Below are 19,224 nucleotides of genomic sequence, written 5' to 3'. Positions count from 1 at the left end.
GCTCGGGTCGAACGTCGAGTGGGACACCGGGCGGTTCTCGCTGCTCGCGGGTTTCGTGGAGCCGGGGAGTCGCTCGAGGCGGCGGTCATCCGCGAGATCTACGAGGAGGCCGGCGTCGTGGTGGCCGACCCGGAGTATCGCGGGAGCCAGCCCTGGCCGTTCCCGGCGTCGCTCATGCTGGGCTTCGAGGCACACATCGCCCCCGGCACGTCGAGTGAGCCGCGGCCTGACGGCACCGAACTGCGAGAGCTGCGGTGGTTCACGCGTGAGCAGCTCGGGGCGGAGGTCGAGGCCGGCCGCGTGATCCTGCCGGGGCCCGCGTCGATCGCCCGCGCGATCATCGAGGACTGGTGCGGCGGTCCGATCGGCGAGGCATCGTGACGGCCCTGCTCGACGCGCTCGACGCCCAGCAGCGTCAGGCCGCCGAGACGCTGCTCGGCCCGGTGTGCATTCTCGCCGGTGCCGGAACCGGCAAGACCCGCACCCTCACCCACCGCATCGCCCACGGGGTGCAGAGCGGTGTCTACCCGCCCGAGCGCGTCATGGCGCTCACCTTCACGACGCGCGCCGCGGGCGAGCTGCGCAGCCGCCTCCGCGCCCTCGGTGCGGGCGGGGTGTCGGCGCGCACCTTCCACTCGGCCGCGCTCGCGCAGTTGAGCTTCTTCTGGCCGCAGCTCGTCGGCGGTCGCCTGCCCGAGATCCTGCCGGGCAAGGCGCGCCTGCTCGGCCAGGCGGCCGAGTCGTTGCGGATGCGGGTCGACACGGCGGCGCTGCGCGACCTCGCCGCCGAAATCGAGTGGCGCAAGGTGCGACGTATCCCCATCGAGGAATATGCCCGGCTGGCGCCCTCGCGCGCCCTGCCTCCCGGTCTCGGCGCGAGCGCGGTCGTCGAGCTGCACCAGCGCTACGAAGACCTCAAAGACGAGCAGCGCCGCCTCGACTTCGAAGACGTGCTGCTGGTGACGGCCGGCATGATCGATGCCGAGCAGCGCGTCGCCGACCAGGTGCGTGAGCAGTATCGCTTCTTCGTCGTCGACGAGTACCAGGACGTCTCGCCGTTGCAGCAGGAGCTGCTCGAACTGTGGCTCGGCCCCCGCACCGATCTCTGTGTCGTGGGGGACGCATCCCAGACCATCTATTCCTTCGCGGGAGCCTCGAGCGAGTACCTGCTGGGCTTCGGGGCGCGCTACCCGGATGCCGTCGAGGTGCGGCTGGAGCGCAACCACCGCTCGACGCCGGCGATCCTCGGCGCCGCGAACCGGCTCATGCGCGGACGCCCCGGGGCGCTCGAGCTCGTGGCTGCCGAGGGCGACCCGGCATCGCCCGAGCCGACCGTCACGCGCTGGGACTCGGATGCTGCCGAGGTGCAGGGGGTCGCCGACGCGATCGCGGCCCAGCTCGCGGTCGGTGTCGCCCCCGAGAACGTCGCCGTGCTGTACCGCGTCAATGCGCAGGCTGCGGCCCTCGAGGTGGCGCTCGCCGATCGCGGCATCAGCTCGCGTCAGCTGGGAGGCACCCGCTTCTTCGACCTCGAGGTCGTGAAGCGCGCCGTGCTCGAGCTCACGAGCCTTGCGCGCACCGGATCCCCGAAGGGGCTGTACGAGACGGTCGCGGATGTCGCCCTCGCGGGCGGCTGGTCGGCCCACGCGCCCGAGAGCCAGGGTGCCGTGCGTGAGCGCTGGGAGGCTCTCGGTGCGCTCGTCGAGCTCGCCGACCAGGCGGCCGAGGGCACGACCCTGGCACAGTTCGTCGAGGAGCTGCAGGAGCGCCAGTCGACCCAGCACGAGCCGACGATGCCGTCGGTCGTGCTCTCGACCCTGCACGGCGCGAAGGGCCTCGAGTGGGACCACGTGCACATCGTCGGACTCAGTGAGGGCCTCATGCCGATCTCCCACGCGCGCGGTTTCGACGCCATCGACGAGGAACGACGGTTGCTCTATGTGGGCCTCACGCGCGCGCGGCGGACGCTCGCGCTGCACTGGTCGGCCGAGGGGCTGCGGTCGCGTCCGCGGGAGCCCAGTCGCTTCCTGGCGGAGCTGCGCAGCGGCACTCCGGGTGCGGGGGCACGAGCCGCTCGCTGACCGTCTCTCCGTCGTGTTCGATGCGCCACTCGCGCCCCGGCTCGGCGCGGCCGTCGAGGAACGCGGCCACGAGTCGGGCCGCGTGCGCCGCGGCGGATGCGGAACGTAGCGGATGCGGTGGCGGTGCGGGCAGGGCCGCGAGCTGCGCTGCGATCGCCGGCCAGGCGGCATCCGCGTCACGCCGGTGCAGGAACGCGCAGTGCAGGCACGCCGAGGCCCCGGGCATCACGAGCGGCCCGAGCGTGATGGCGGCGTCACCGACCACGAGCGGCAGGTGCGGGATGTCGCGCCGCAGCCAGGCCCGGTGATCGGCGGCGGGCAGCACGCGATCCGCGACGAGCACGACGAGCTCGGGTCGCGCGGGTGGCTCGTGCGCCAGGAGGCCCGCTTCGTGGAGCAGCCGCGCGAGCCCCGAGGCGAGGGTGCCCGATCCGAGCACGACGACACTGTGCGCGGGGGTGGCGCTCCTCCCGTCGGGCAGCAGGCACGGAGTGAGGCGTGCCAACAACTCATCGCGCTGCCGCGAGGCGACCCCGCCCTCGGCGGCGAGCATCCGGAAGCCCGACGACGTGACGCCCATGGTGAGGGCGGCGACGAGGCGTTCCTGGCCGCGCGTCAGCCCCTCGAGCACCGTGATCGCCGGGTCGACGCCGAACTGCAGGGTGTGCAGATCGCGCCAGACGAAGGGGATCGCAGGGTCGAGACGCAGCACCATGTGCCCAGCCTGCCGGGGAGCGGCCGGAGCGTCGCTCGCTCTCCACAGCCCGTCCGTCGGGTGCGGATCAGGGCACGTTCGCGCCGCCGTTGACGTTGATCACCTCGCCGACGACGAAGCTCGACTCGGGGGAGGCGAGGAACACGTAGGCCGGTGCCTGCTCGACGGGCTGGCTCGTACGGCCGAGCCACGACGACTCGCCGAAGCCGTTGAGCTTCTCGGCGGGCTGACCGTCGGAGACCTGCAGCGGCGTCCACACCGGTCCCGGTGCGACGGCGTTGACACGGATGCCGCGCGGCGCCAGATCCTGCGCGAGGGCCTTCGTGAAGCCGATGATGGCGAACTTCGTCGAGGCGTAGTTGATGATCATCGGCGAGGGGTTGTACCCCTGCACCGAGGTGGAGTTGATGATCGTCGACCCCGGCCCCAGGTGGGGAAGTGCGTCGCGCGTGATCCAGAACATCGCGTAGAGGTTGGTCTGGATGGTGCGGTCGAGATCGTCCTCGTCGAGCTGGTCGAAGGTCGGGTGGTAGACCTGGTGCGCCGCGTTGTTGACGAGGATGTCGAGCCCGCCGAGGCCGGCAACGGCATCCGCGACGAGGGTGCGGCAGACCTCGCGGTCGCGGATGTCGCCGGGCAACAGCACGACCTTCCTGCCTTCCGCGCGGATCACCTCGGCGATGGCGTCGGCATCTACCTGCTCCTCGGGCAGGTAGTTGATGGCGACGTCGGCGCCCTCACGCGCGAAGGCGATCGCGACGGCCGCGCCGATGCCGGAGTCGCCGCCCGTGATGAGCGCCTTACGACCGGGGAGCCGACCCGTGCCGCGGTAGCTCGTCTCGCCGTGGTCGGCCTTCGGGTCGAGTTCGGCGTCGAGCCCCGGCAGGGGCTGCCACGACGCGTGCGGCTTGATGTGGGAGTGGCGCTCGACCGGATTGTCGAACGTGAGCTGGTCGGACGCCATCGTCGTCTCCTTGGGTCGGGAACGGGGGAGGTGGGCACTTTGTTGTGAGCCGCAACTTTAGCGGATGCGGCGCCGCTTCCGAAAGATGCGGATCGTATCCCGAAAGTTGCGAGCTAGGTGTAGATCGCACGCAGGATCCGGCGCTCGGCGTACGACCACGCGCCCGACACCGCGAGGTAGAGCGTGGCGGCGAGCGGCACGAACGCCGCCGCGATGAGGGTGACGAACGGCGCCCAGCTGAGCGGCCCGCGCGGGTTCAGCAGGGCGGCGCCCGGCGCGTCCGCAGCCGGTGTCGGCGCGGTCGCAGCGTCGCGCAGCGCCATCCGGCGACTCAGCCACGCGACGAGCCCGATCACGAGCAGCAGAGCGACGAAAACGAGATCGCTCGGCTGCAGCCCCGATCCCAGGTCGAGCAGGTGACGTCCGAGACCTGCGCCGAAGAGCGAGGCATCGAGCAGCGGGTTCGGCTCACCCGCGATGTGCGCGGAGGCGAACAGCGCGTAGACGAGCGAGATCACCGGCGCCTGCGCGAGCATCGGCAGGCAGCCCGCGAGCGGCGAGACCTTCTCGGCCGCGTAGAGCGCCATCGTCTCTTTCTGCAACTTCTCGGGGTTCTTCTTGTAGCGCTTCTGCAGGGCGGCGAGTTGCGGGGCGATGCGGCGACGGCCCTGCGCGGCCTTCGCAACGGAGACGCCGACGGGGATCAGCACGGCGCGCACGGCGAGCGTGACGAGCACGACCGCGCCGGCGGGGTGACGACCGCGCCGAGCGCGGCGAGGGCGGATGCCGCGAGCTCGAGGATCGCGGCGATGGGCGGGAAATCGAAGGGGTTCATGGGTGCTCCCAGCCGAAACGGCAGACGGATGCGGACAGGCGGAATCGTCTGGCCGCCCGGCTCGTCGGAGCTGGGGCGCGAGTTGCGCGTCAGGCGGCCGCAAGGGGCCGCCCGGGCGCCCGGGAGCGGACGTGGCCGCGGGCATCCGGATGGGAGGCGTCGGGCAGATGCCCGAGCAGTACTGCGTGGCGGCGGGCGCGCAGGCCGACTGTCATGTGGCGGGGCGAGCCCGCGAGCGTCGCCCGCACGAGCGCGATGATCGCGGCGCCGAGCGCGCCGACCAGTGCGAGAGCTCCGAGCGTCGCGAGCATCGTGCCGGGGCCCTGAAGTCCGAGCACGCCGAGCACCACGGCGATGCCGTGCATCAACTGGGCGTGGGCCTCGGTCACGGGGTCAGTCTAGAAGGCCTGGCGCACGCTGCCGCGCGTCCGATCTACATGGCGAAACGGCATCCGCTCGCCTCCGCGCGGTCGCGGCGGTCGATCCACGATGTACACGGCACCTAACGACGGTCCAACGGCCCCTGATTCGGGTCGCCGGCCCCCATGCGCAGCGTCACGACGAGCAGCACCACCGCGACCGCGATGAGCACCCCGCCCACGATCACGACCGGCAGCAGATCCGACGAGATCCCCAGCCACACGAGGGCGATGCCGAACACCGCGTTGACGCCCTGCAAGACGAACACCCGAATCCGTTGCCACCGTCGCATGCTCAGAACCTACGCGTGAACGGCTGCGGCTTGCGCATCCGCACCAGCAGCAGCAGCGGGATGAGCACGTACGGCAGGTTGAAGGCGAGGAACTTCACGGGGTTCTGGGTCTGGAACTCCGGCTCGCCGAAGAACTCGACACCGAACACGATGACGCCCGTGATGACGCTGATCGCGGTGGCGTAGATGACGGCGGGCAGCTGGATCCAGTTCCAGCCGCGCAGCAGCGCCGGCACGAGCACGAGGTAGAAGGCCAGGTAGACGAAGGCCGAGAGACCCGTCACGATGCGCATCCAGACCGGCGGATGCATGAACAGCGGGTCGGCGTCGTGGGCGTACCAGTAGTTCGAGTCGACGAGGAAGGTGCCGTTCGGCTGGGAGAAGTCGATGCCGATGGTCGGCAGCAGATCGGCGATGCACGAGGTAACGATGAAGATCGTGAACATCACGGCGAAGAAGATGTCGATGGGGCGCTGCCGCAGCGGCAGGTTGGTGGTGGTATCGGGCATGGCGGGAGCCTAGTGGGGGTTTCGAGACGCGTGCCGCCTGCGGCAGCGCGCTCCTCAACCACCTACACTGGGAGCGAACACGGGAGTCCGGTGTGCCGGGCTGAGAGGAAGCTGATCGAAGCTTCGACCGTCGAACCTGATCCGGATCATGCCGGCGCAGGGAGGCATCTCAGGGCCCGACCGCATCCGCGGTCGCCCACCCGTGCCACTTTGGCGGCGACACAGCCGCGGAAAGGCACGAATCATGACCACCTCATCCATCGTCCACGCCTCGATCTGGCGCTGGCGCGTCGTCGACATCGTCACGGCGGCCGTGCTGGGCGTCGCATCCGGCGTGCTGTTCTGGGCGTGGGGCCTCGCCTGGACCCCGCTCAGCACCCTGCTCGCCTTCTCGCCCGGCCTCTCCGGCCTGCTCGCCGGCGGCTGGCTGTTCGCCGGGATCCTCGGCGGCCTCGTGATCCGCAAGCCGGGCGCCGCCGTCTTCACCGAGGTCGTCGCGGCGACCGTCTCGGCGCTCATCGGCACCCAGTGGGGCTTCGAGACGCTCATCTGGGGCGCCATCGAGGGCCTCGGCGCCGAGATCGTGTTCGCGATCCTGCTCTACCGGGTGTGGGCGTTCTGGGTCGCGCCGCTCGCGGGTCTCGGCGCGGGCGTCGCGGTCGCGATCCTCGATGTCAACTTCTCCTCGATCGCCGGGTTCGACCCGACCGCCAAGCTCGTCTACGCCGTCTCGGCGATCGTCTCGGGCGTGATAGTGGGTGTGCTCTCGTGGCTCGCGGTGCGGGCGCTCGCGCGCTCCGGTGCGCTCAGCCGGTTCGCCGCGGGGCGCCGCACGGTCGCGGCCGAGGCGGGCGCCCGGCGCGTCACGAGCGACGTCTGAACGGACGGATGCTGATGAGCCCGGCGGCGCGCGTCACCGCACGCGGGTGGGGCTGGCGCCACGGCGACCGGCCCCGCCCCGCCGTCGCCGGGCTCGAGCTCGACCTCGAGCCCGGCGAGCGGGTGCTGCTGCTCGGGGCCTCGGGCGCCGGCAAGTCGACCCTGCTCGCGGGGCTCGCGGGCGTGCTCGGCGACGAACAGGACGGCGAGCGCACGGGCGAGCTGCTCGTCGACGGCGTGCCTCCCGAGGCGGCGCGCGGGCGGGTCGGTCTTGTGCTGCAGGATCCCGACGGCCAGACCGTGCTCGCCCGGGTGGGCGACGAGGTGGCCTTCGGCTGCGAGAACCTCGGCCTGCCGTATGACGAGATCTGGCGACGGGTGCGGGAGGCGCTCGACGCGGTGGGCCTCGAGGTGCCCTGGATCATCCGACCTCGGAACTCTCGGGCGGGCAGAAGCAGCGGCTCGCGATCGCGAGCGTGCTCGCCATGCGCCCCGGCCTGCTGCTGCTCGACGAGCCCACCGCGAACCTGGATCCGGCGGGCGTCGCCGAGGTGCGTGAGGCGGTCGAGCGTCTCGTCGCGACACGTGAGACGACGCTCGTCGTCGTGGAGCACCGGGTCGAGACCTGGGTCGACCTCGTGGACCGCGTCGTCGTGCTGGAGCCCGGCGGCGGAGTGCGCGCCGAGGGGGCACCGGATGCCGTGCTCGGCGCGCAGGGTGCGGAACTCGCCGCGGCGGGCATCTGGGTGCCGGGGCGGCATCCGCAGGTCGCGCGCGGTCCGCGGCGCGCCGCGACGACCGAACTGCTGGCGGCCGACGACCTCGCGGTGGGCCGTCGCCGCTTCGGGGAGCGAACGCCGCGCGTCGCCGCCGACGGCATCGACGTCGCGGTGCACGCCGGGCGCACGACCGCGATCCTCGGGCCCAACGGGGCAGGCAAGTCGACGCTCGGCCTGACGCTCGCCGGTCTGCTGGCGCCCGTCGCGGGCCGGGTGCGGGCCCACCCGGCGCTCGCCGACACGCTCGGCGATGCCCCCATCCGCTGGCGTTCCCGCGACCTCGCCGCGCGCATCGGCACGGTGTTCCAAGACCCCGAGCATCAGTTCCTGCGCGGCTCCGTGCGCGACGAGCTCGAGGTCGGTCCTCGTGCGCTGCGACGGCCGGATGCCGAGGTCGCGGCGGTGCGCGACCGTCTCGCCGAGCGCCTGCGCCTCGCGCACCTGCTGGACGCGAACCCCTTCACCCTCTCGGGCGGCGAGAAACGCCGGCTCTCGGTCGCGACGGCGCTCGCGACCGCGCCGCGCGTGCTCGTGGCCGACGAGCCGAGCTTCGGACAGGACGCTCTCACCTGGGCCGAGCTCGTGCGGCTGCTCGACGAGCTCGTGGCCGAGGGCACGGCGCTCGTCACCGTCACCCACGACCTCGCGCTCGTCGACGCGCTCGCCGACGAGCGGTTCGCGCTGCCGGCCGCCGCGCGGGAGGTGGTGCGATGAGCCTCGTCGTTCCCGAGATCCGGCGCAGTTGGATCGCCCGCGTCAATCCGCTCGCGAAGCTCGTGGTGGCGCTCTGCGTCGGGGTGACTCTCGTGCTGTCGATCGATGTCGTCTCGGCGGGCATCGTCGTGGCGGTCGTCGTGCTGCTCCTGCCCTTCGCGGGTCTCTCGGCGCGTCAGCTCGCCGTGCGCACCTCGCCGATCCTCGTCTCGGCCGTGCTCGCGGGCATCGCGACCGCGCTCTACGGCGTCGACGCGGGCCGGGTGTTCGCATCCCTCGGGCCCGTCACGATCACCGAGGGCTCCCTCGGGCTCGCCGTCGCGATTCTGCTGCGTGTGCTCGCGGTGGGCGTGCCCGCGGTGCTGCTGTTCGCCACGACCGACCCGACGGATCTTGCCGACTCCCTCGCCCAGCTCGCGAAGCTGCCCGCGCGCTTCGTGCTCGGCGCCCTGGCGGCGCTGCGGCTCGTCGGGCTGCTGCTCGAGGACTGGGAGGCCCTCGGGCTCGCCCGACGTGCGCGGGGCGTGGCCGACCGGCACGGCATCCGGCGCTTCCTCGTGCAGGCGGGCACGCTGCTCGTCTTCGCGGTGCGCCGCGGCGGCAAGCTCGCGACTGCGATGGAGGCGCGCGGATTCGGCGGTGCGACACGGCGCAGCTGGGCGCGCCGTTCTGTGCTGCGACCGCGGGACGTGCTCTTCATGCTCGTCGGGGTGGGCGTCGTGGCCGCGGCCGTGACGACGGCCGTGCTGCTCGGCAGCTGGCGGTGGGTGCTGTGAGCGGGGCAGAGAGCACGGATGCCGCCCCCACCCCCGAATACGATCCCGCCCCGCTCGCGGCGCGGTTGGCATCCGGTCCTCACCCCTGGGTGCTGCTCATCGACGGCCGCTCGGGCGCCGGCAAGACCGTGCTCGCCCGGGACCTCGCGAGGCTCACCGGCGCCACCCTCGTCTCGCTCGACGAGGTCTACCCGGGCTGGGACGGACTCGCCGCGGGCGCCGCCGCGGTGCCCGGCATCATCCGCGACGGCGGCTGGCGACGCTGGGACTGGGCGGCCGACCGCCCGGGGAGGCGGCATCCGTCGACCGTGACGGCTCGCTCATCGTCGAGGGATGCGGTGCGATCTCCCGCGCCTCACGCCCGCTCGCCGATCACGCCTGGTGGCTCGAGCGCGACGCCGCCGAGCGCAAGGCCCGCGCACTCGCACGCGACGGTGACGCCTACGCGCCGCACTGGGAGCGCTGGGCCGCCCAGGAGGAGGCGTTCGCCGCCGCCGAAGGCTCCCGCGAACTCGCCGAGCTGGTGCTCAGACCCGGTGCCAGCTCGTGATGAAGAGCCCGCCCTCCCAGGCGGTCACGAGTTCGTCATCCGAGCACGTCACGAAGAGCCGGCCCGAGGCGTCGACGATCGGGGGATCTCGATGGGGGTGGTCGAGGAGACCCCGCCGATCGAGACGCTGTTCTCGACCGTGTAGCCGGAGTCGTCGTAGTCGTCGAAGAGCATGGCCGGCCGGTCGGCGGCCGCATCCCACCCCCACGAGGCCGTGGTCGCACCGCGATGGCTCTGCGCGACGGTCATCGTCGGCCCGTCGGAGATCTGCACGTCGACGGCCACCACGAGGTCGTTGTCGAAGTGGAAATCGCCGTCCTCGCCGAAGTTCACCGTCTGGATGCCGACCGCGCGCGTGGTGATGACGGTCATGCCGGTATCGGCGAGAGCCGAGCCGAGCTGGTCCGCGAGATCGTCGACGTCCGCCGACCACTGCCCGGTTACGCAGGCCGTGGGAGAGGTGTCGTCGGCGGCGGGCGCCGGCGCGTCGCTCGAGGCGGGATCGGGCCGTTCGGCGTCGGCATCCGTCGCGGCGCACCCGACGAGCGCGAACGCGCCGATGAGGAGCACGAGCGGGAGGAAGAGGCGGTGCGGTGCATGGTGTCTCCTCGGTGGTGGTAGACGCATGATCCCACCTGCGAGACCAGCCGTCACTCGTCGACGGATGTGAGGGGCCCGAAGGTTGACAACTACGCCCAGCCGAGCCGGTGCAGCTCCGCATCGTCGATCCCGTAGAAGTGGGCGATCTCGTGCACGAGGGTGATGTGGATCTCGTCGCGCAGCTCGTCCTCGGTCTCGCAGATGGCGAGCAGCGGTTCGCGGAACAGCACGATGCGGTCGGGCAGTTCACCGAAGCCGTACTGGCCGCGCTCGGTGAGCGCGACGCCCTCGTAGATGCCGAGCAGGTCGAGCGAGCCGTCCTCGGGGCGGTCTTCGCACACGAATACGACGTTCTCGAGGCCGTCGACCATCTCGTCGGGCAGTTCGTCGAGCTCGTCGATCACGATCCGCTCGAACTCCTCGGGCGTCAGGTTCAGGCTCATGCCCCCTCCAGTGCGTCGACGAGCACCCACTGCAGCTCTCCGAGCCACTGGTAGATCTCGGCGAGGGGTCCTCGGCCGGCTCGTCGCCATCCTCCCGGATGCCGAGCCGGATGCCGACCATCGTGCGGATGCCGGTGAGGGCGCGCACCCACGTCTCGCACTGCTCCGCGCCGAGCACCACGAGCCCCTCGTGCGCCGTGCCGACGATCTGTTCGGCGGCCTCGATCTTGCGCTGCTCGAGCTCGTCGCGCGTGTAGCGGTGGAACTCGGATGCCGCCTCCGCGTCGTCGCGGTACGCGTCGGGGAAGAGGGCGGCCAGCAGCGGCGCGTCGTCGAGCTCGGGATCGCGGACGACATCGGCGAACTGCGAGGCGAGCACGGTCATGAGGCCCGCCTCCTCCGCCTCGAACTCGAGCTGCAGCTCGCCGCGGACGCGGCCGATCCTCATGAGTCGATCCTCATGGCGCGTCCTTCGCGATCGTGGCCTGCAGGCCGTAGTCGTGCATCGCCTGCGCGTGGCGTTCGATCTCCTCGCGGGGCCCGGATGCGACGACGGCGTGGCCCTCATGGTGCACGAGCAGCATGAGGCGCTCGGCCTCCTCGCGGGAGTAGCCGAAGTAGCTGCGGAACACGTGCGCGACGTAGTTCATGAGGTTGATCGGGTCGTTCCACACGATGAGCACCCAGGGCGCATCGAGGGACGCCCGCAGCTCCTGATCCAGCACGGGGGAAGGGGAACCCGACGACGGCGGACGCCGGTCGTGTCGGGAATTGGGGCGATCGACGGGACTCGAACCCGCGACATCCGGCACCACAAGCCAGCGCTCTACCAACTGAGCTACGACCGCCATACGCTGCTCACGCAACTCGGACGATTCTACGGTATCCGCGCAGCCCATTTCGCCACGACCTCCTCGGCCGCCGCGTGAGCCTCGTCACTCGTCGGACCGGGGTCGGCGACGAACGCGACGCGTCGGTAGTAGTCGAGCTCGCGGATCGACTCGAGGATGTCGGCGAGAGCCCGATGCCCGCCGTTCTTGGCCGGCGCCTGGTAGTAGACCCGCGGGAACCAGCGGCGCGAGAGCTCCTTGATGCTCGACACGTCGACGTTGCGGTAGTGCAGGTGCGCGTCGAGGCGCGGCATGTACTTCGCGAGGAACGCACGATCGGTGCCGATCGTGTTGCCCGCGAGCGGCGCGGTGCCGCCCTCGGGGACGAACTTGAGGATGTACTCGAGCACCTCGTACTCGGCCTCGGCGAGGCCCACGCCGTTCGGGATCTCCTCCAGCAGCCCGGAGGTCGTGTGCATCTCGCGCACGAAGTCGCTCATGTTCTCGAAGGCCGAGGCGTCGGGCTTGATGACGATGCTGAATCCGGGGTCGACCGGCACGAGCGCGTAGTCGGTGATGACGACCGCGACCTCGACGAGCTCATCGACTTCGAGATCGAGACCGGTCATCTCGCAGTCGATCCATACGAGGCGATCCGGTGTCTGACTCACGGATTCACTCTAGCCGGGGAGGCCGACGCGCCAGTCAGCTGGTTGAGGAGCGCCGCAGGCGCGTCTCGAAACCAGCGCCACCTCGAGTTCGTCGAGGCGATCGAGGCTTCGAGACGCGTGCCGCCTTCGGCGACTCGCTCCTCAGCCACCTGGGCATCGGCACCTACGCAGCGTCGCCCAAGCCGATCGCCTCGGCCTCCACGACATCCGGCGGGGCGCCGCCGTCGATGCGGCCGAGGCGCGTCCGGAACACGACGACGACGAGTGCCGAGAGCACGAGTGAGACCGCGCCGACGAGGTAGGGCAGCCCGGCGCTTCCGACCTCGGCGAGCAGGGTCGCGAGCGGCGGGGCGACGGCCGCCCCGAGGAAGCGCACGCCGGAATACGCGGAGGATGCGACGCTGCGCGGCAGCTCGGTCGCCTCCATCACCGATTCGGTGAGGACGGTGTTCATGATGCCGAGCAGCAACCCGCCCACGATGACGCACGCGACGAGCACGGCCGGGTTGGCCACGAACACCCCGGCGAACACGAGGTCGAGCGCGAGCAGCGGCAGCACCGTCGCGAGCACGGTCGTGCGGCGCATCCGGGCGGTGAGGATCGGCGCGACCCACACGCTCGTCACGGCGAGCGAGATGCCCCACGCGCAGAAGGTGAGGCCGAGCCCGATCGCGTCGAAGCCGAGGGGGAAGGGCGTGTAGGCCAGCAGCACGAAGAAGCCGATGTTGTAGAGCAGCGCCACGACCGCGAGCACGGCGAGCGCCGGGATGGCGAGGGCCCGGAACGGCGCCGACAGCTTGGCGGGCGCCGGGCGGTGTGCCGCATCCGCGTCCTTCGGCAACAGCACGAGGATCGCGATGAGGCCGATCGCCATGAGCGCCGCGGTGCCGAAGAACGGACCGCGCCAGCTCACGTTGCCGAGCAGGCCGCCGAGCAGCGGGCCGATCGCGATGCCCACACCGAGAGCCGCCTCGTAGAGGATGATCGCCGCACCGCTGCCGCCCGATGCCGCACCCACGATGGTGGCGAGCGCGGTGGAGATGAAGAGGGCGTTGCCGAGTCCCCATCCGGCGCGGAATCCGATGATGGCCTCGACGCTGCCGCTGAAGCCCGCGAGCGTCGCGAACACGACGATGAGGGCGAGACCGACGAGCAGGGTCCAGCGGGCGCCGATGCGGCTGGAGACCCAGCTGGTGAAGAACATCATGGCGCCCGTCACGAGCAGGTAGCTCGTGAACAGCAGCTCGGTCTCGGTGGGCGTCGCGTTCAGGTCGGCCGCGATCGAGGGCAGGATCGGGTCGACGAGCCCGATGCCCATGAACGCGATGACGCACGCGAAGGCGACCGCCCAGACCGCGCGCGGTTGGCGCAGGATGTTAGCGCCGTCACCGGAGGGACCGTGCGCGGTCACGAGGCGGCCACGGCGGCGTCGGATGCGAGTCGCGTCTCGAGCAGCGAGGCGGCGGCTTCGAGCGTGGCCCAGTCGGCGTCGCTCAGCTCGCCGAACCACGGGTCGAGGGTCTCGGCGAGCTGCGCGCGCCAGGCGGCGAGAGCCTTCGTGCCTTTCTCGCTCACGACGATGAGCCAGGCGCGGGAGTCGTCGCGGTCGGCGATCCGCGTCACGAGCTCCTCCTCGACCATGGTGCCGAGCAGACGCGTCATGCCCGGCTGGGTGACGCGACTGGCGGCCGCGAGCTCGCCGACCCGCATGGGGCCCTCCGCGGCGAGGATCGACAGCGTGCGCCACTGGGCCGCCGGTGTCGTGCTCCCCGTGGCCTGGGCGGCGAGACGGGTGAGGCGATGGGTGGAGACGAGCAGGGATTCGAGGATGTCGGTGTGCATCACTCGCGCAACTATATACCGGAGTTATATAACTTGCTGATGCATCCCGGGAGGCCCATGGCCTCCGATCCGGAGAGTCCCCCGGAGGGATTCGAACCCCCGGCCTGGTGGGTAGAAACCACTCGCTCTGTCCGCTGAGCTACGGGGGAGACCGCATTCAGGGTAGCCGAGAGCAGCGCGATCGGCGGCCCGTCGACACGATTCCTGCCGCGCACCTCGGCGCCCCGTCGAGGTCGTAGAGTGGCCGTCAACGATTCCGCGCGGATGCGACCCGAGTGTTCGCGCGCGCCAGGGGAGACGGATGCGGGTTGCACGCGCGCTGCTGCGCCGCAGCGCCGCGCAGTCGGGCCAGCTGGCCGCCGCGCTCGCCATCGCGACCGTCGGATGCGCCGCCCTCGTCGTGCTGCTCGTCGTGCCGGCCGCCGGGATCGATCGCGGCGTCGCGACGCTGCTCGCGGATGCGGAGCCCACCGCCGGCGCGCTGCGCGTGGAGACGGCACTCGCCGACGACACGGCGGCGCAGGAGGCGGAGTTCGACGAGGCCTTCGCGAGCGCGCTCGGTGCTGCCCCGCTCGACGTGGTTCGCGCCGTGCGGAGCGCTCCGCTGGCCGTGGGCGTCGATGGCGCCGAGCGACAGCTCGTGCTCGGGTCCCAACAGGATCTGGCCGAACTCGCGACCCTCACCGCCGGGGCCTGGCCCGCGGGCGACGACGAGGTGACGCTCGCCGAGCCGGCCGCCGTCGCCCTCGGGGTGACGGTCGGCGACACCCTCGAACTGCCGCACGGCGCGCGCACTATCGTCGGCATCTGGCGCGCGCTCGACACGGGCGACGCTGCCTGGTTCTCGGAGACCCTCGTGGCATCCGGGCGCCTCGGCGACGCCGTCGGGCCGGTGATCGTCGCGGAGTCCGACCTCGCGGGCCTCGAGTCCCGACCCCGGGTGACGTGGACCCTCGTGCCGCGCGAGGCCGACGCGAACGCCCTCGGGCAGCTCGCCCCCGTCGAAGGGCGCGTGCGTGCCGCCACGAGCGGGCTCGCCTCGGGCACGAGCTACGCCGTCTCGCTCTCAGGCGAGCTCTCGCGCACCGTGGCGCGCGCCGAGGCCGCGGTCGCCTCCGCCCGGGTGCTCAGCGGAACGGCCGTCGTGCTCGCACTCGCGGCCTCCGGCATCGTGTTGGCCCTCGTGGGGCGCTCGCTCGGGCAGGTGCGCGCCCTCGAAGCCGCATTGCTCACGGCGCGCGGCCTCTCGCGTTCGCGCGCGGCCGTGATGGCGCTCGTCGAGGCGGCGGTCGTGGTCGGCGTGGGCACGGGGCTCGGCGTGGGTGTCGCGGCTCTCTTCGCGGCGTCCGCACCCGCCGAGCTGCAGCCGGATGCCGTGCTCGGCGCCGTCGCGGCCGGTCTCGTGGGCGTCGTGCTGCTGGCGGTCGCCGGTCGGCCCGCGCAGGCGGAGCAGAGCGGCCGTAGCGTTGCGGAGACCGACTCGATCGTGCCGGCGCTCGGCATGGTGGGCCTTGCCGCGTTCGCGCTCGTGACCGCCGCAACCGTTCCCGCGTCCCCTGTGCGCTTCATCGCGCCGGCGCTCGCACTCGTCGCGGGCGTGCTGCTGCTGCGGCTCCTGCTCGCGCCCGGGATGCGGCTCGCGGAGCGTCTCGCCGCTCGCAGCACCGCCCTGCTGCCCGTGCTGCCGCTGCGCCAGCTCGGCCGCCGTCCGCGGGCTGTCGCAAGCGCCTTCGTCGTCGTGGCGCTCGCGGCGGGGGCGATCGTCGTGGCGGGGCTGGCGGCCGGTACGGCGGCGCGCGAGCACGAGGCCGGGGTGACCTCGGCCGTCGGCGGCCAGCTGCGCATCGCGTTCACGGGCACCGATCGCGACCCGGTCAGCGCGGCGCCGTACGCACGCCTCGAGGGGGTGACGGCGGTCACCGAGGTGGCACTCGTGGCGGCCGGGTCGGGCTCGGCATCGCTCGAGCTCGTCGTGGCCGATGCGAGCTTCGCGACCGTCACGGGAGCGCAGCCGCTCGCCGCCGATACTGCCGCCGAACCGCTCCCGGTGCGCGTCGCGCCCGCGCTCGCCTCGCGCCTCGGGGTCGGCCTCGGCGACGCCGTGCCTCTCACGATTCCCGGCGAGCGCAGCCCGCTGCCGGCCGTCATCGCCCAGATCGCTCCCGTGCCCGGCACCGGCGGCGGGGGCATGCTCGTGAGCCGGGCCGCGCTTGCCGACCGACTCCCGCCCGAGCAAGCGGCCCTCGTCGTCGACGAGGTGTGGGTGCGCACCTCGACCCCGGAGGCGACGGCGGCTCTCGCACGCGCGGTCACCGACCGTCCGGCGACCATGCTCACCCCCGCGGGGGCCGACTCGCTCGCGGTCGCCGAGGCGGGCGTCACTGCGACGGCCGTGGCCGCGGGTCTTGTCGTGCTGATGGGGATCGGCGGCCTCGCGGCGTCGGCCGCCGCGCTTCGGCGGCTGCGCCGCGGCGAGGTACTGCCGCTGCGCGCGCTCGGGGTGGGGGCCGCCTCCCAGGCGCGCGGTCGCTTCGTCGAACTCGCGCTCACCTCGCTGGCCGGCATCGTCGCGGGAGCCGTCGCGGGCGTGCTCGCGAGCCTGCTCGCAACGGGGGCCGCAGATGTCGGAGGCGAGGCATCCGTGGTGCCCCTCGTGCTGACGGCAGCGCTGCTTCTCGGCGTGCTCGTCGTGGCGGTGATCGCGGCGCTCGCCGTGAGCCGGGATGCGGGGGTGCGGTCGTGAGCCGCCGCCCCACCCGCGCGCGCATCGCGCGTGCGATCCTCGCCGAGGCACCGGGCGCCTCGCTGCTGGTCGTGTTGCTCGCCGCGTTGCTCGCCGGGGGCGCGACGGCGGCATCCGGATGGGCGTCGCACGCACGTTCGGAGGTGCTGCGTTCGGCCATCGCTGATGCCCCTCCCGCGCAGCGCGATCTCGGCGACACGGCCCGCGGCGTGCCCACGACCGGCCTCGGGCACCTCGATCACGACCTGGCGCCCGAGGTCGCGGCCGCCTGGGGAGTCACCTTCGACTCCCTCGACGCGATCGCCGCCGAGGCCGAGCCCGCCGCGGCCGCCGTGCTGGGTGAACCCCACGCTGCGCTGCAGCTCGACCAGGCTCCCGCGGTGCCGACCGAGTCGGGCGTCTCCGCTCCCGACACGAGCATCCTGTTGCGGGCCGACCCGATCCTGGAGCGTCTCGTCGATCTCGTCGACGGCGAGCTTCCCGGCCCGATCGTCGAGGGCGAACCGATCCCGATCGCGCTCACCCCCGCCATCGCCGACGCCTTCGGGTGGCCGCTGGGCCAGGTGCGCTCCGCCCACTACTCGGTCGGCGACCGCGAACTGCAGCTCGTCGGGCTCGTGATCGCGCGCGACAGCGCGGCCGACGAATGGAATCACGCGGGTCCCGCGCTCGCGCCGGAGGTCATCGACAACTTCAACTCGCCCCCACCTTCGTGGGCGTCGGCTTCGTCGACGCCGCGTCGATCGGGCAGTTCGAGCCCCTGTCGCCCGCATCGACCCTCGCCGTGTGGCTCCCGGTGATACCGCGGGCGTTCGAGGCCGACGAGGCCGATGCCACGCTCACGGCCCTGCGTCGCCTCACCTCGACGCCGCATTCGCTGCCGATCGAGACCGAGTGGGGCGGCATGACCGTCGACATCGCGCTCGTCGGCACGACGCCCTCGATCCTCACCTCGACGCGCCCCTTGCTCGCGGGCATCTCGGCCCTCCATGCGGCGATGGCGGCGGGTGCCGCGCTCGCCGGCGCGGCCGTGCTCGCGCTCGCGGTGCGGGCGCTCGTTGCCCGCCGCCGCGCCCTGCTGCGGCTCGTCACCGCGCGCGGGGCTTCCGATCGTGCGCGCGCTGGGGCTCTCGCGCTCGGCACGGGGGTGCTCGCCCTGATCGGCGCCGCGCCCGCGGCCGGGATCGTGGCGGTGTGGCTCGGTGGGCCCCCGCTCACCGCCGTGCTGGCGGTGGGTGGCGTCGTGCTGCTCGCGGCTACGACCGCCGCGCTCGACGGAGTGCTCGTCGAGCGTGCCGGTGCGCGCCTCGACGACGCCGAGCGCCGCCGCTCGCGCATCCGGAACGCCGTGGACGTCGGTCTCGTGCTGCTCGCCCTCGCCGCTGCGATCCTCGTCGTGCTCGCCCCGGCCGAGACCCGGGCGGCGCCGCCACCGCTTGCGGTGCTGCTGCCCGCTGTCGTCGCAGCCGCCGGATGCGTCATCGCGCTGCGCCTGGCGCCGCTCGTCGTGCGGGCCTTCGAGGCAGCGGCACGACGCGGACGGGGGCTCGTGGCGCTGCTCGGCCCGGCGCGTGCCGGTCGGGATGCGACAACGGGCGTCGTGCCCGTGCTCGCGCTCGTGATCGCCGTGACGAGCGCGGTGCTCGGCGCGGGCCTGCTCGCGACCGTGCAGCAGGGTGTCGACGTGGCCGCCCGCTCGCAGCTCGGGGCGGACGTGCGGCTCGATTCCGCCTACCTCGGCCCGGAGCAGCTCGCCGAGGTGGACGGGCTGGCGGGGGTGCGCGCGGTGGCGACCGTGGCATCCGACCCCGACATCGAGATCGAGTTCCCCGACGGCGAGGGCCGCATCACCGTGTACGTGGTCGACCCGGCCGCGTTCGCCGCAGCCTCGACGAGCCCGCTCGTGATCCCGGAGGCCGGGGCGCTCGTCTCGCACACCGTCGAGCAGCGACTCGCCGGCGACGCGCTCGTGATCGGCCGCGACGAGGTGCCGATCACCGACGAGGCACCCGACGACGGACCCTTCGGCCGCGCATCCGCCTGGATCGTCGTGAGCCCCACGACGGCCGAGCAGCTGCGCGTCGAGGCGCGACCGCGCGCACTCCTCGTGGCTGCCGCGCCCGACGATCGGGTGCAGGTGCGCACCGCCCTCGCGGAGAAATTCGCGGCGGCCGGAACGGTGCGCACGATCGACGAGGTGCTCGCGGTGCGGCGCGGCGCGCCCGCCGTGAGCGCCCTCGTGACCGGCACCACGATCGCCGTGGCTGCCGCCGCAGCCCTCACGGTGCTGGCCGCCGTGCTCGCCCTCACGGCCGGCGCGGCGGGCCGCGCTCGCGTCTTCGGACTGTTGCGCGCACTCGGGGCCCCGCGCGCGCCGAGTACCCGCTCGTGCTCTGGGAGTTGCTGCCCGCGCTCATCGTCGCCGTTCCCCTCGGAATCGCAGCGGGCCTCCTGCTGCTTCCGCTGCTCGCGGGCGCGGGCGACCTGCGGGTCTTCACGGGCGGCGGAACGCCGCCGGCGCTCGCCCTCGGCCTCGACCTCTCGGCCGTCATCGTGGGGGCGCTCATCGGCGTCGTGATCG

22 protein-coding genes, 2 tRNA genes and 2 pseudogenes are annotated in these 19,224 nt (G+C 72.7%); 10 read left to right on the top strand and 16 right to left on the bottom strand.

What is annotated here, in order from left to right; all coding sequences use genetic code 11:
- Positions 1-18 precede the first annotated feature (18 nt).
- Positions 19-381 (top strand): NUDIX domain-containing protein, encoded by a 363-nt coding sequence (locus QQK29_RS00935; RefSeq protein WP_284301868.1) that lies wholly within the window; start codon positions 19-21, stop codon positions 379-381.
- The gene (locus QQK29_RS00930; RefSeq protein WP_431308760.1) at positions 375-2,081 is read left to right on the top strand and encodes an ATP-dependent helicase; all 1,707 of its coding nucleotides are present in this window, start codon (positions 375-377) and stop codon (positions 2,079-2,081) included. The genes QQK29_RS00935 and QQK29_RS00930 overlap by 7 nt, the downstream gene beginning before the upstream one ends.
- A 782-nt stretch (positions 2,082-2,863) precedes the next feature.
- Here QQK29_RS00930 and QQK29_RS00925 read toward each other — a convergent pair.
- From QQK29_RS00925 to QQK29_RS00900, 6 genes are all read right to left on the bottom strand, one after another.
- Positions 2,864-3,760: an SDR family oxidoreductase gene (locus tag QQK29_RS00925; protein WP_284297030.1), complete on the bottom strand. Its 897-nt coding sequence runs from the start codon at positions 3,758-3,760 to the stop codon at positions 2,864-2,866.
- 113 nt (positions 3,761-3,873) lie between these two features.
- Positions 3,874-4,497, bottom strand: coding sequence for a YidC/Oxa1 family membrane protein insertase (locus QQK29_RS00920; RefSeq protein ID WP_284297028.1), 624 nt, complete (start codon positions 4,495-4,497; stop codon positions 3,874-3,876).
- On the bottom strand, positions 4,464-4,595 hold the full coding sequence (locus tag QQK29_RS00915; protein ID WP_284297026.1) for a hypothetical protein: 132 nt from the start codon (positions 4,593-4,595) through the stop codon (positions 4,464-4,466). Before QQK29_RS00915 ends, QQK29_RS00920 begins: the two co-directional genes overlap by 34 nt.
- Before the next feature lie 89 nt (positions 4,596-4,684).
- The gene (locus QQK29_RS00910) at positions 4,685-4,984 is read right to left on the bottom strand and encodes a hypothetical protein (RefSeq protein ID WP_284297024.1); all 300 of its coding nucleotides are present in this window, start codon (positions 4,982-4,984) and stop codon (positions 4,685-4,687) included.
- 113 nt (positions 4,985-5,097) lie between these two features.
- The gene (locus QQK29_RS00905) at positions 5,098-5,283 is read right to left on the bottom strand and encodes a hypothetical protein (RefSeq protein WP_284297022.1); all 186 of its coding nucleotides are present in this window, start codon (positions 5,281-5,283) and stop codon (positions 5,098-5,100) included.
- 26 nt (positions 5,284-5,309) lie between these two features.
- Positions 5,310-5,816, bottom strand: coding sequence for an EXPERA domain-containing protein (locus QQK29_RS00900; protein WP_284297020.1), 507 nt, complete (start codon positions 5,814-5,816; stop codon positions 5,310-5,312).
- A 244-nt stretch (positions 5,817-6,060) separates the two neighbouring features.
- On the opposite strand from QQK29_RS00900, the gene QQK29_RS00895 reads away from it, so the two are divergent.
- The 5 genes and pseudogenes from QQK29_RS00895 to QQK29_RS00880 all read left to right on the top strand — a co-directional run bounded on the left by QQK29_RS00895 (position 6,061) and on the right by QQK29_RS00880 (position 9,659).
- A complete protein-coding gene (locus QQK29_RS00895; RefSeq protein WP_284297019.1) occupies positions 6,061-6,696 on the top strand; it encodes an ECF transporter S component in 636 nt (211 codons plus the stop codon).
- Between the two features lie 8 nt (positions 6,697-6,704).
- Positions 6,705-7,159, top strand: a pseudogene (locus tag QQK29_RS18300) (ABC transporter ATP-binding protein); the annotation flags it as partial.
- 21 nt (positions 7,160-7,180) lie between these two features.
- Positions 7,181-8,188 (top strand): ATP-binding cassette domain-containing protein, encoded by a 1,008-nt coding sequence (locus QQK29_RS00890; RefSeq protein ID WP_431308636.1) that lies wholly within the window; start codon positions 7,181-7,183, stop codon positions 8,186-8,188.
- On the top strand, positions 8,185-8,964 hold the full coding sequence (locus QQK29_RS00885) for an energy-coupling factor transporter transmembrane component T family protein (protein ID WP_284297017.1): 780 nt from the start codon (positions 8,185-8,187) through the stop codon (positions 8,962-8,964). The genes QQK29_RS00890 and QQK29_RS00885 overlap by 4 nt, the downstream gene beginning before the upstream one ends.
- Positions 8,961-9,659 (top strand): nucleoside/nucleotide kinase family protein, encoded by a 699-nt coding sequence (locus tag QQK29_RS00880; RefSeq protein WP_284297015.1) that lies wholly within the window; start codon positions 8,961-8,963, stop codon positions 9,657-9,659. The genes QQK29_RS00885 and QQK29_RS00880 overlap by 4 nt, the downstream gene beginning before the upstream one ends.
- On the opposite strand, the gene QQK29_RS00875 is transcribed toward QQK29_RS00880, so the two are convergent.
- From QQK29_RS00875 to QQK29_RS00835, 10 genes and pseudogenes are all read right to left on the bottom strand, one after another.
- The gene (locus QQK29_RS00875; RefSeq protein WP_284297013.1) at positions 9,563-10,084 is read right to left on the bottom strand and encodes a hypothetical protein; all 522 of its coding nucleotides are present in this window, start codon (positions 10,082-10,084) and stop codon (positions 9,563-9,565) included. The genes QQK29_RS00880 and QQK29_RS00875 overlap by 97 nt on opposite strands.
- Before the next feature lie 119 nt (positions 10,085-10,203).
- Complete coding sequence (locus tag QQK29_RS00870; RefSeq protein ID WP_284297011.1) at positions 10,204-10,557, bottom strand: metallopeptidase family protein; 354 nt, start codon at positions 10,555-10,557, stop codon at positions 10,204-10,206.
- A complete protein-coding gene (locus QQK29_RS00865) occupies positions 10,554-10,709 on the bottom strand; it encodes a hypothetical protein (RefSeq protein ID WP_284297009.1) in 156 nt (51 codons plus the stop codon). Before QQK29_RS00865 ends, QQK29_RS00870 begins: the two co-directional genes overlap by 4 nt.
- Positions 10,682-10,942, bottom strand: a pseudogene (locus QQK29_RS18295) (DUF2017 family protein); the annotation flags it as partial. The gene QQK29_RS00865 and the pseudogene QQK29_RS18295, both read right to left, overlap by 28 nt.
- Positions 10,943-11,015: 73 nt before the next feature.
- Complete coding sequence (clpS, locus tag QQK29_RS00860; protein WP_284297008.1) at positions 11,016-11,282, bottom strand: ATP-dependent Clp protease adapter ClpS; 267 nt, start codon at positions 11,280-11,282, stop codon at positions 11,016-11,018.
- Between the two features lie 47 nt (positions 11,283-11,329).
- Positions 11,330-11,405 (bottom strand) — tRNA-His (locus QQK29_RS00855).
- A 29-nt stretch (positions 11,406-11,434) separates the two neighbouring features.
- Entirely contained in the window at positions 11,435-12,058 is a 624-nt protein-coding gene (orn, locus tag QQK29_RS00850) for an oligoribonuclease (protein WP_284297006.1), read from the bottom strand.
- 163 nt (positions 12,059-12,221) lie between these two features.
- A complete protein-coding gene (locus QQK29_RS00845; RefSeq protein ID WP_284297004.1) occupies positions 12,222-13,469 on the bottom strand; it encodes an MFS transporter in 1,248 nt (415 codons plus the stop codon).
- Positions 13,466-13,900 carry a MarR family winged helix-turn-helix transcriptional regulator gene (locus tag QQK29_RS00840; RefSeq protein ID WP_284301867.1) on the bottom strand — a complete coding sequence of 145 codons (435 nt, stop codon included), beginning with the start codon at positions 13,898-13,900 and terminating at the stop codon, positions 13,466-13,468. Before QQK29_RS00840 ends, QQK29_RS00845 begins: the two co-directional genes overlap by 4 nt.
- 76 nt (positions 13,901-13,976) lie before the next feature.
- Positions 13,977-14,049: transfer RNA gene (locus QQK29_RS00835), tRNA-Arg, on the bottom strand.
- Between the two features lie 152 nt (positions 14,050-14,201).
- Between QQK29_RS00835 and QQK29_RS00830 the strand changes: the two genes are divergently transcribed.
- From QQK29_RS00830 to QQK29_RS00820, 3 genes are read left to right on the top strand one after another with little or no spacing between them, the layout of a single operon-like run.
- Complete coding sequence (locus tag QQK29_RS00830) at positions 14,202-16,643, top strand: thioesterase domain-containing protein (protein WP_284297002.1); 2,442 nt, start codon at positions 14,202-14,204, stop codon at positions 16,641-16,643.
- Positions 16,640-17,443 carry a hypothetical protein gene (locus tag QQK29_RS00825; RefSeq protein WP_284297000.1) on the top strand — a complete coding sequence of 268 codons (804 nt, stop codon included), beginning with the start codon at positions 16,640-16,642 and terminating at the stop codon, positions 17,441-17,443. The genes QQK29_RS00830 and QQK29_RS00825 overlap by 4 nt, the downstream gene beginning before the upstream one ends.
- Positions 17,356-19,221, top strand: a complete 1,866-nt coding sequence (locus QQK29_RS00820) for a hypothetical protein (protein ID WP_284296998.1) — start codon at positions 17,356-17,358, stop codon at positions 19,219-19,221. Before QQK29_RS00825 ends, QQK29_RS00820 begins: the two co-directional genes overlap by 88 nt.
- Positions 19,222-19,224: the final 3 nt, after the last annotated feature.

Source organism: Homoserinibacter gongjuensis, from assembly GCF_030161875.1.
GTDB lineage: Bacteria > Actinomycetota > Actinomycetes > Actinomycetales > Microbacteriaceae > Homoserinibacter > Homoserinibacter gongjuensis.
The sequence above is the reverse complement of the archived record's forward strand: the minus strand, read 5'-3'. Positions and strand labels throughout refer to the sequence as shown.

What these genes read in the sequence shown, in the direction of transcription:
- QQK29_RS00830 (WP_284297002.1), top strand. Translation starts at nt 14,202, where the DNA reads ATGCGGGTTGCACGCGCGCTGCTGCGCCGCAGCGCCGCGCAGTCGGGC.
- QQK29_RS00925 (WP_284297030.1), bottom strand. Translation starts at nt 3,760, where the DNA reads ATGGCGTCCGACCAGCTCACGTTCGACAATCCGGTCGAGCGCCACTCC.
- QQK29_RS00900 (WP_284297020.1), bottom strand. Translation starts at nt 5,816, where the DNA reads ATGCCCGATACCACCACCAACCTGCCGCTGCGGCAGCGCCCCATCGAC.
- QQK29_RS00870 (WP_284297011.1), bottom strand. Translation starts at nt 10,557, where the DNA reads ATGAGCCTGAACCTGACGCCCGAGGAGTTCGAGCGGATCGTGATCGAC.
- QQK29_RS00840 (WP_284301867.1), bottom strand. Translation starts at nt 13,900, where the DNA reads ATGCACACCGACATCCTCGAATCCCTGCTCGTCTCCACCCATCGCCTC.
- QQK29_RS00885 (WP_284297017.1), top strand. Translation starts at nt 8,185, where the DNA reads ATGAGCCTCGTCGTTCCCGAGATCCGGCGCAGTTGGATCGCCCGCGTC.
- QQK29_RS00915 (WP_284297026.1), bottom strand. Translation starts at nt 4,595, where the DNA reads ATGAACCCCTTCGATTTCCCGCCCATCGCCGCGATCCTCGAGCTCGCG.
- QQK29_RS00890 (WP_431308636.1), top strand. Translation starts at nt 7,181, where the DNA reads ATGCGCCCCGGCCTGCTGCTGCTCGACGAGCCCACCGCGAACCTGGAT.
- QQK29_RS00895 (WP_284297019.1), top strand. Translation starts at nt 6,061, where the DNA reads ATGACCACCTCATCCATCGTCCACGCCTCGATCTGGCGCTGGCGCGTC.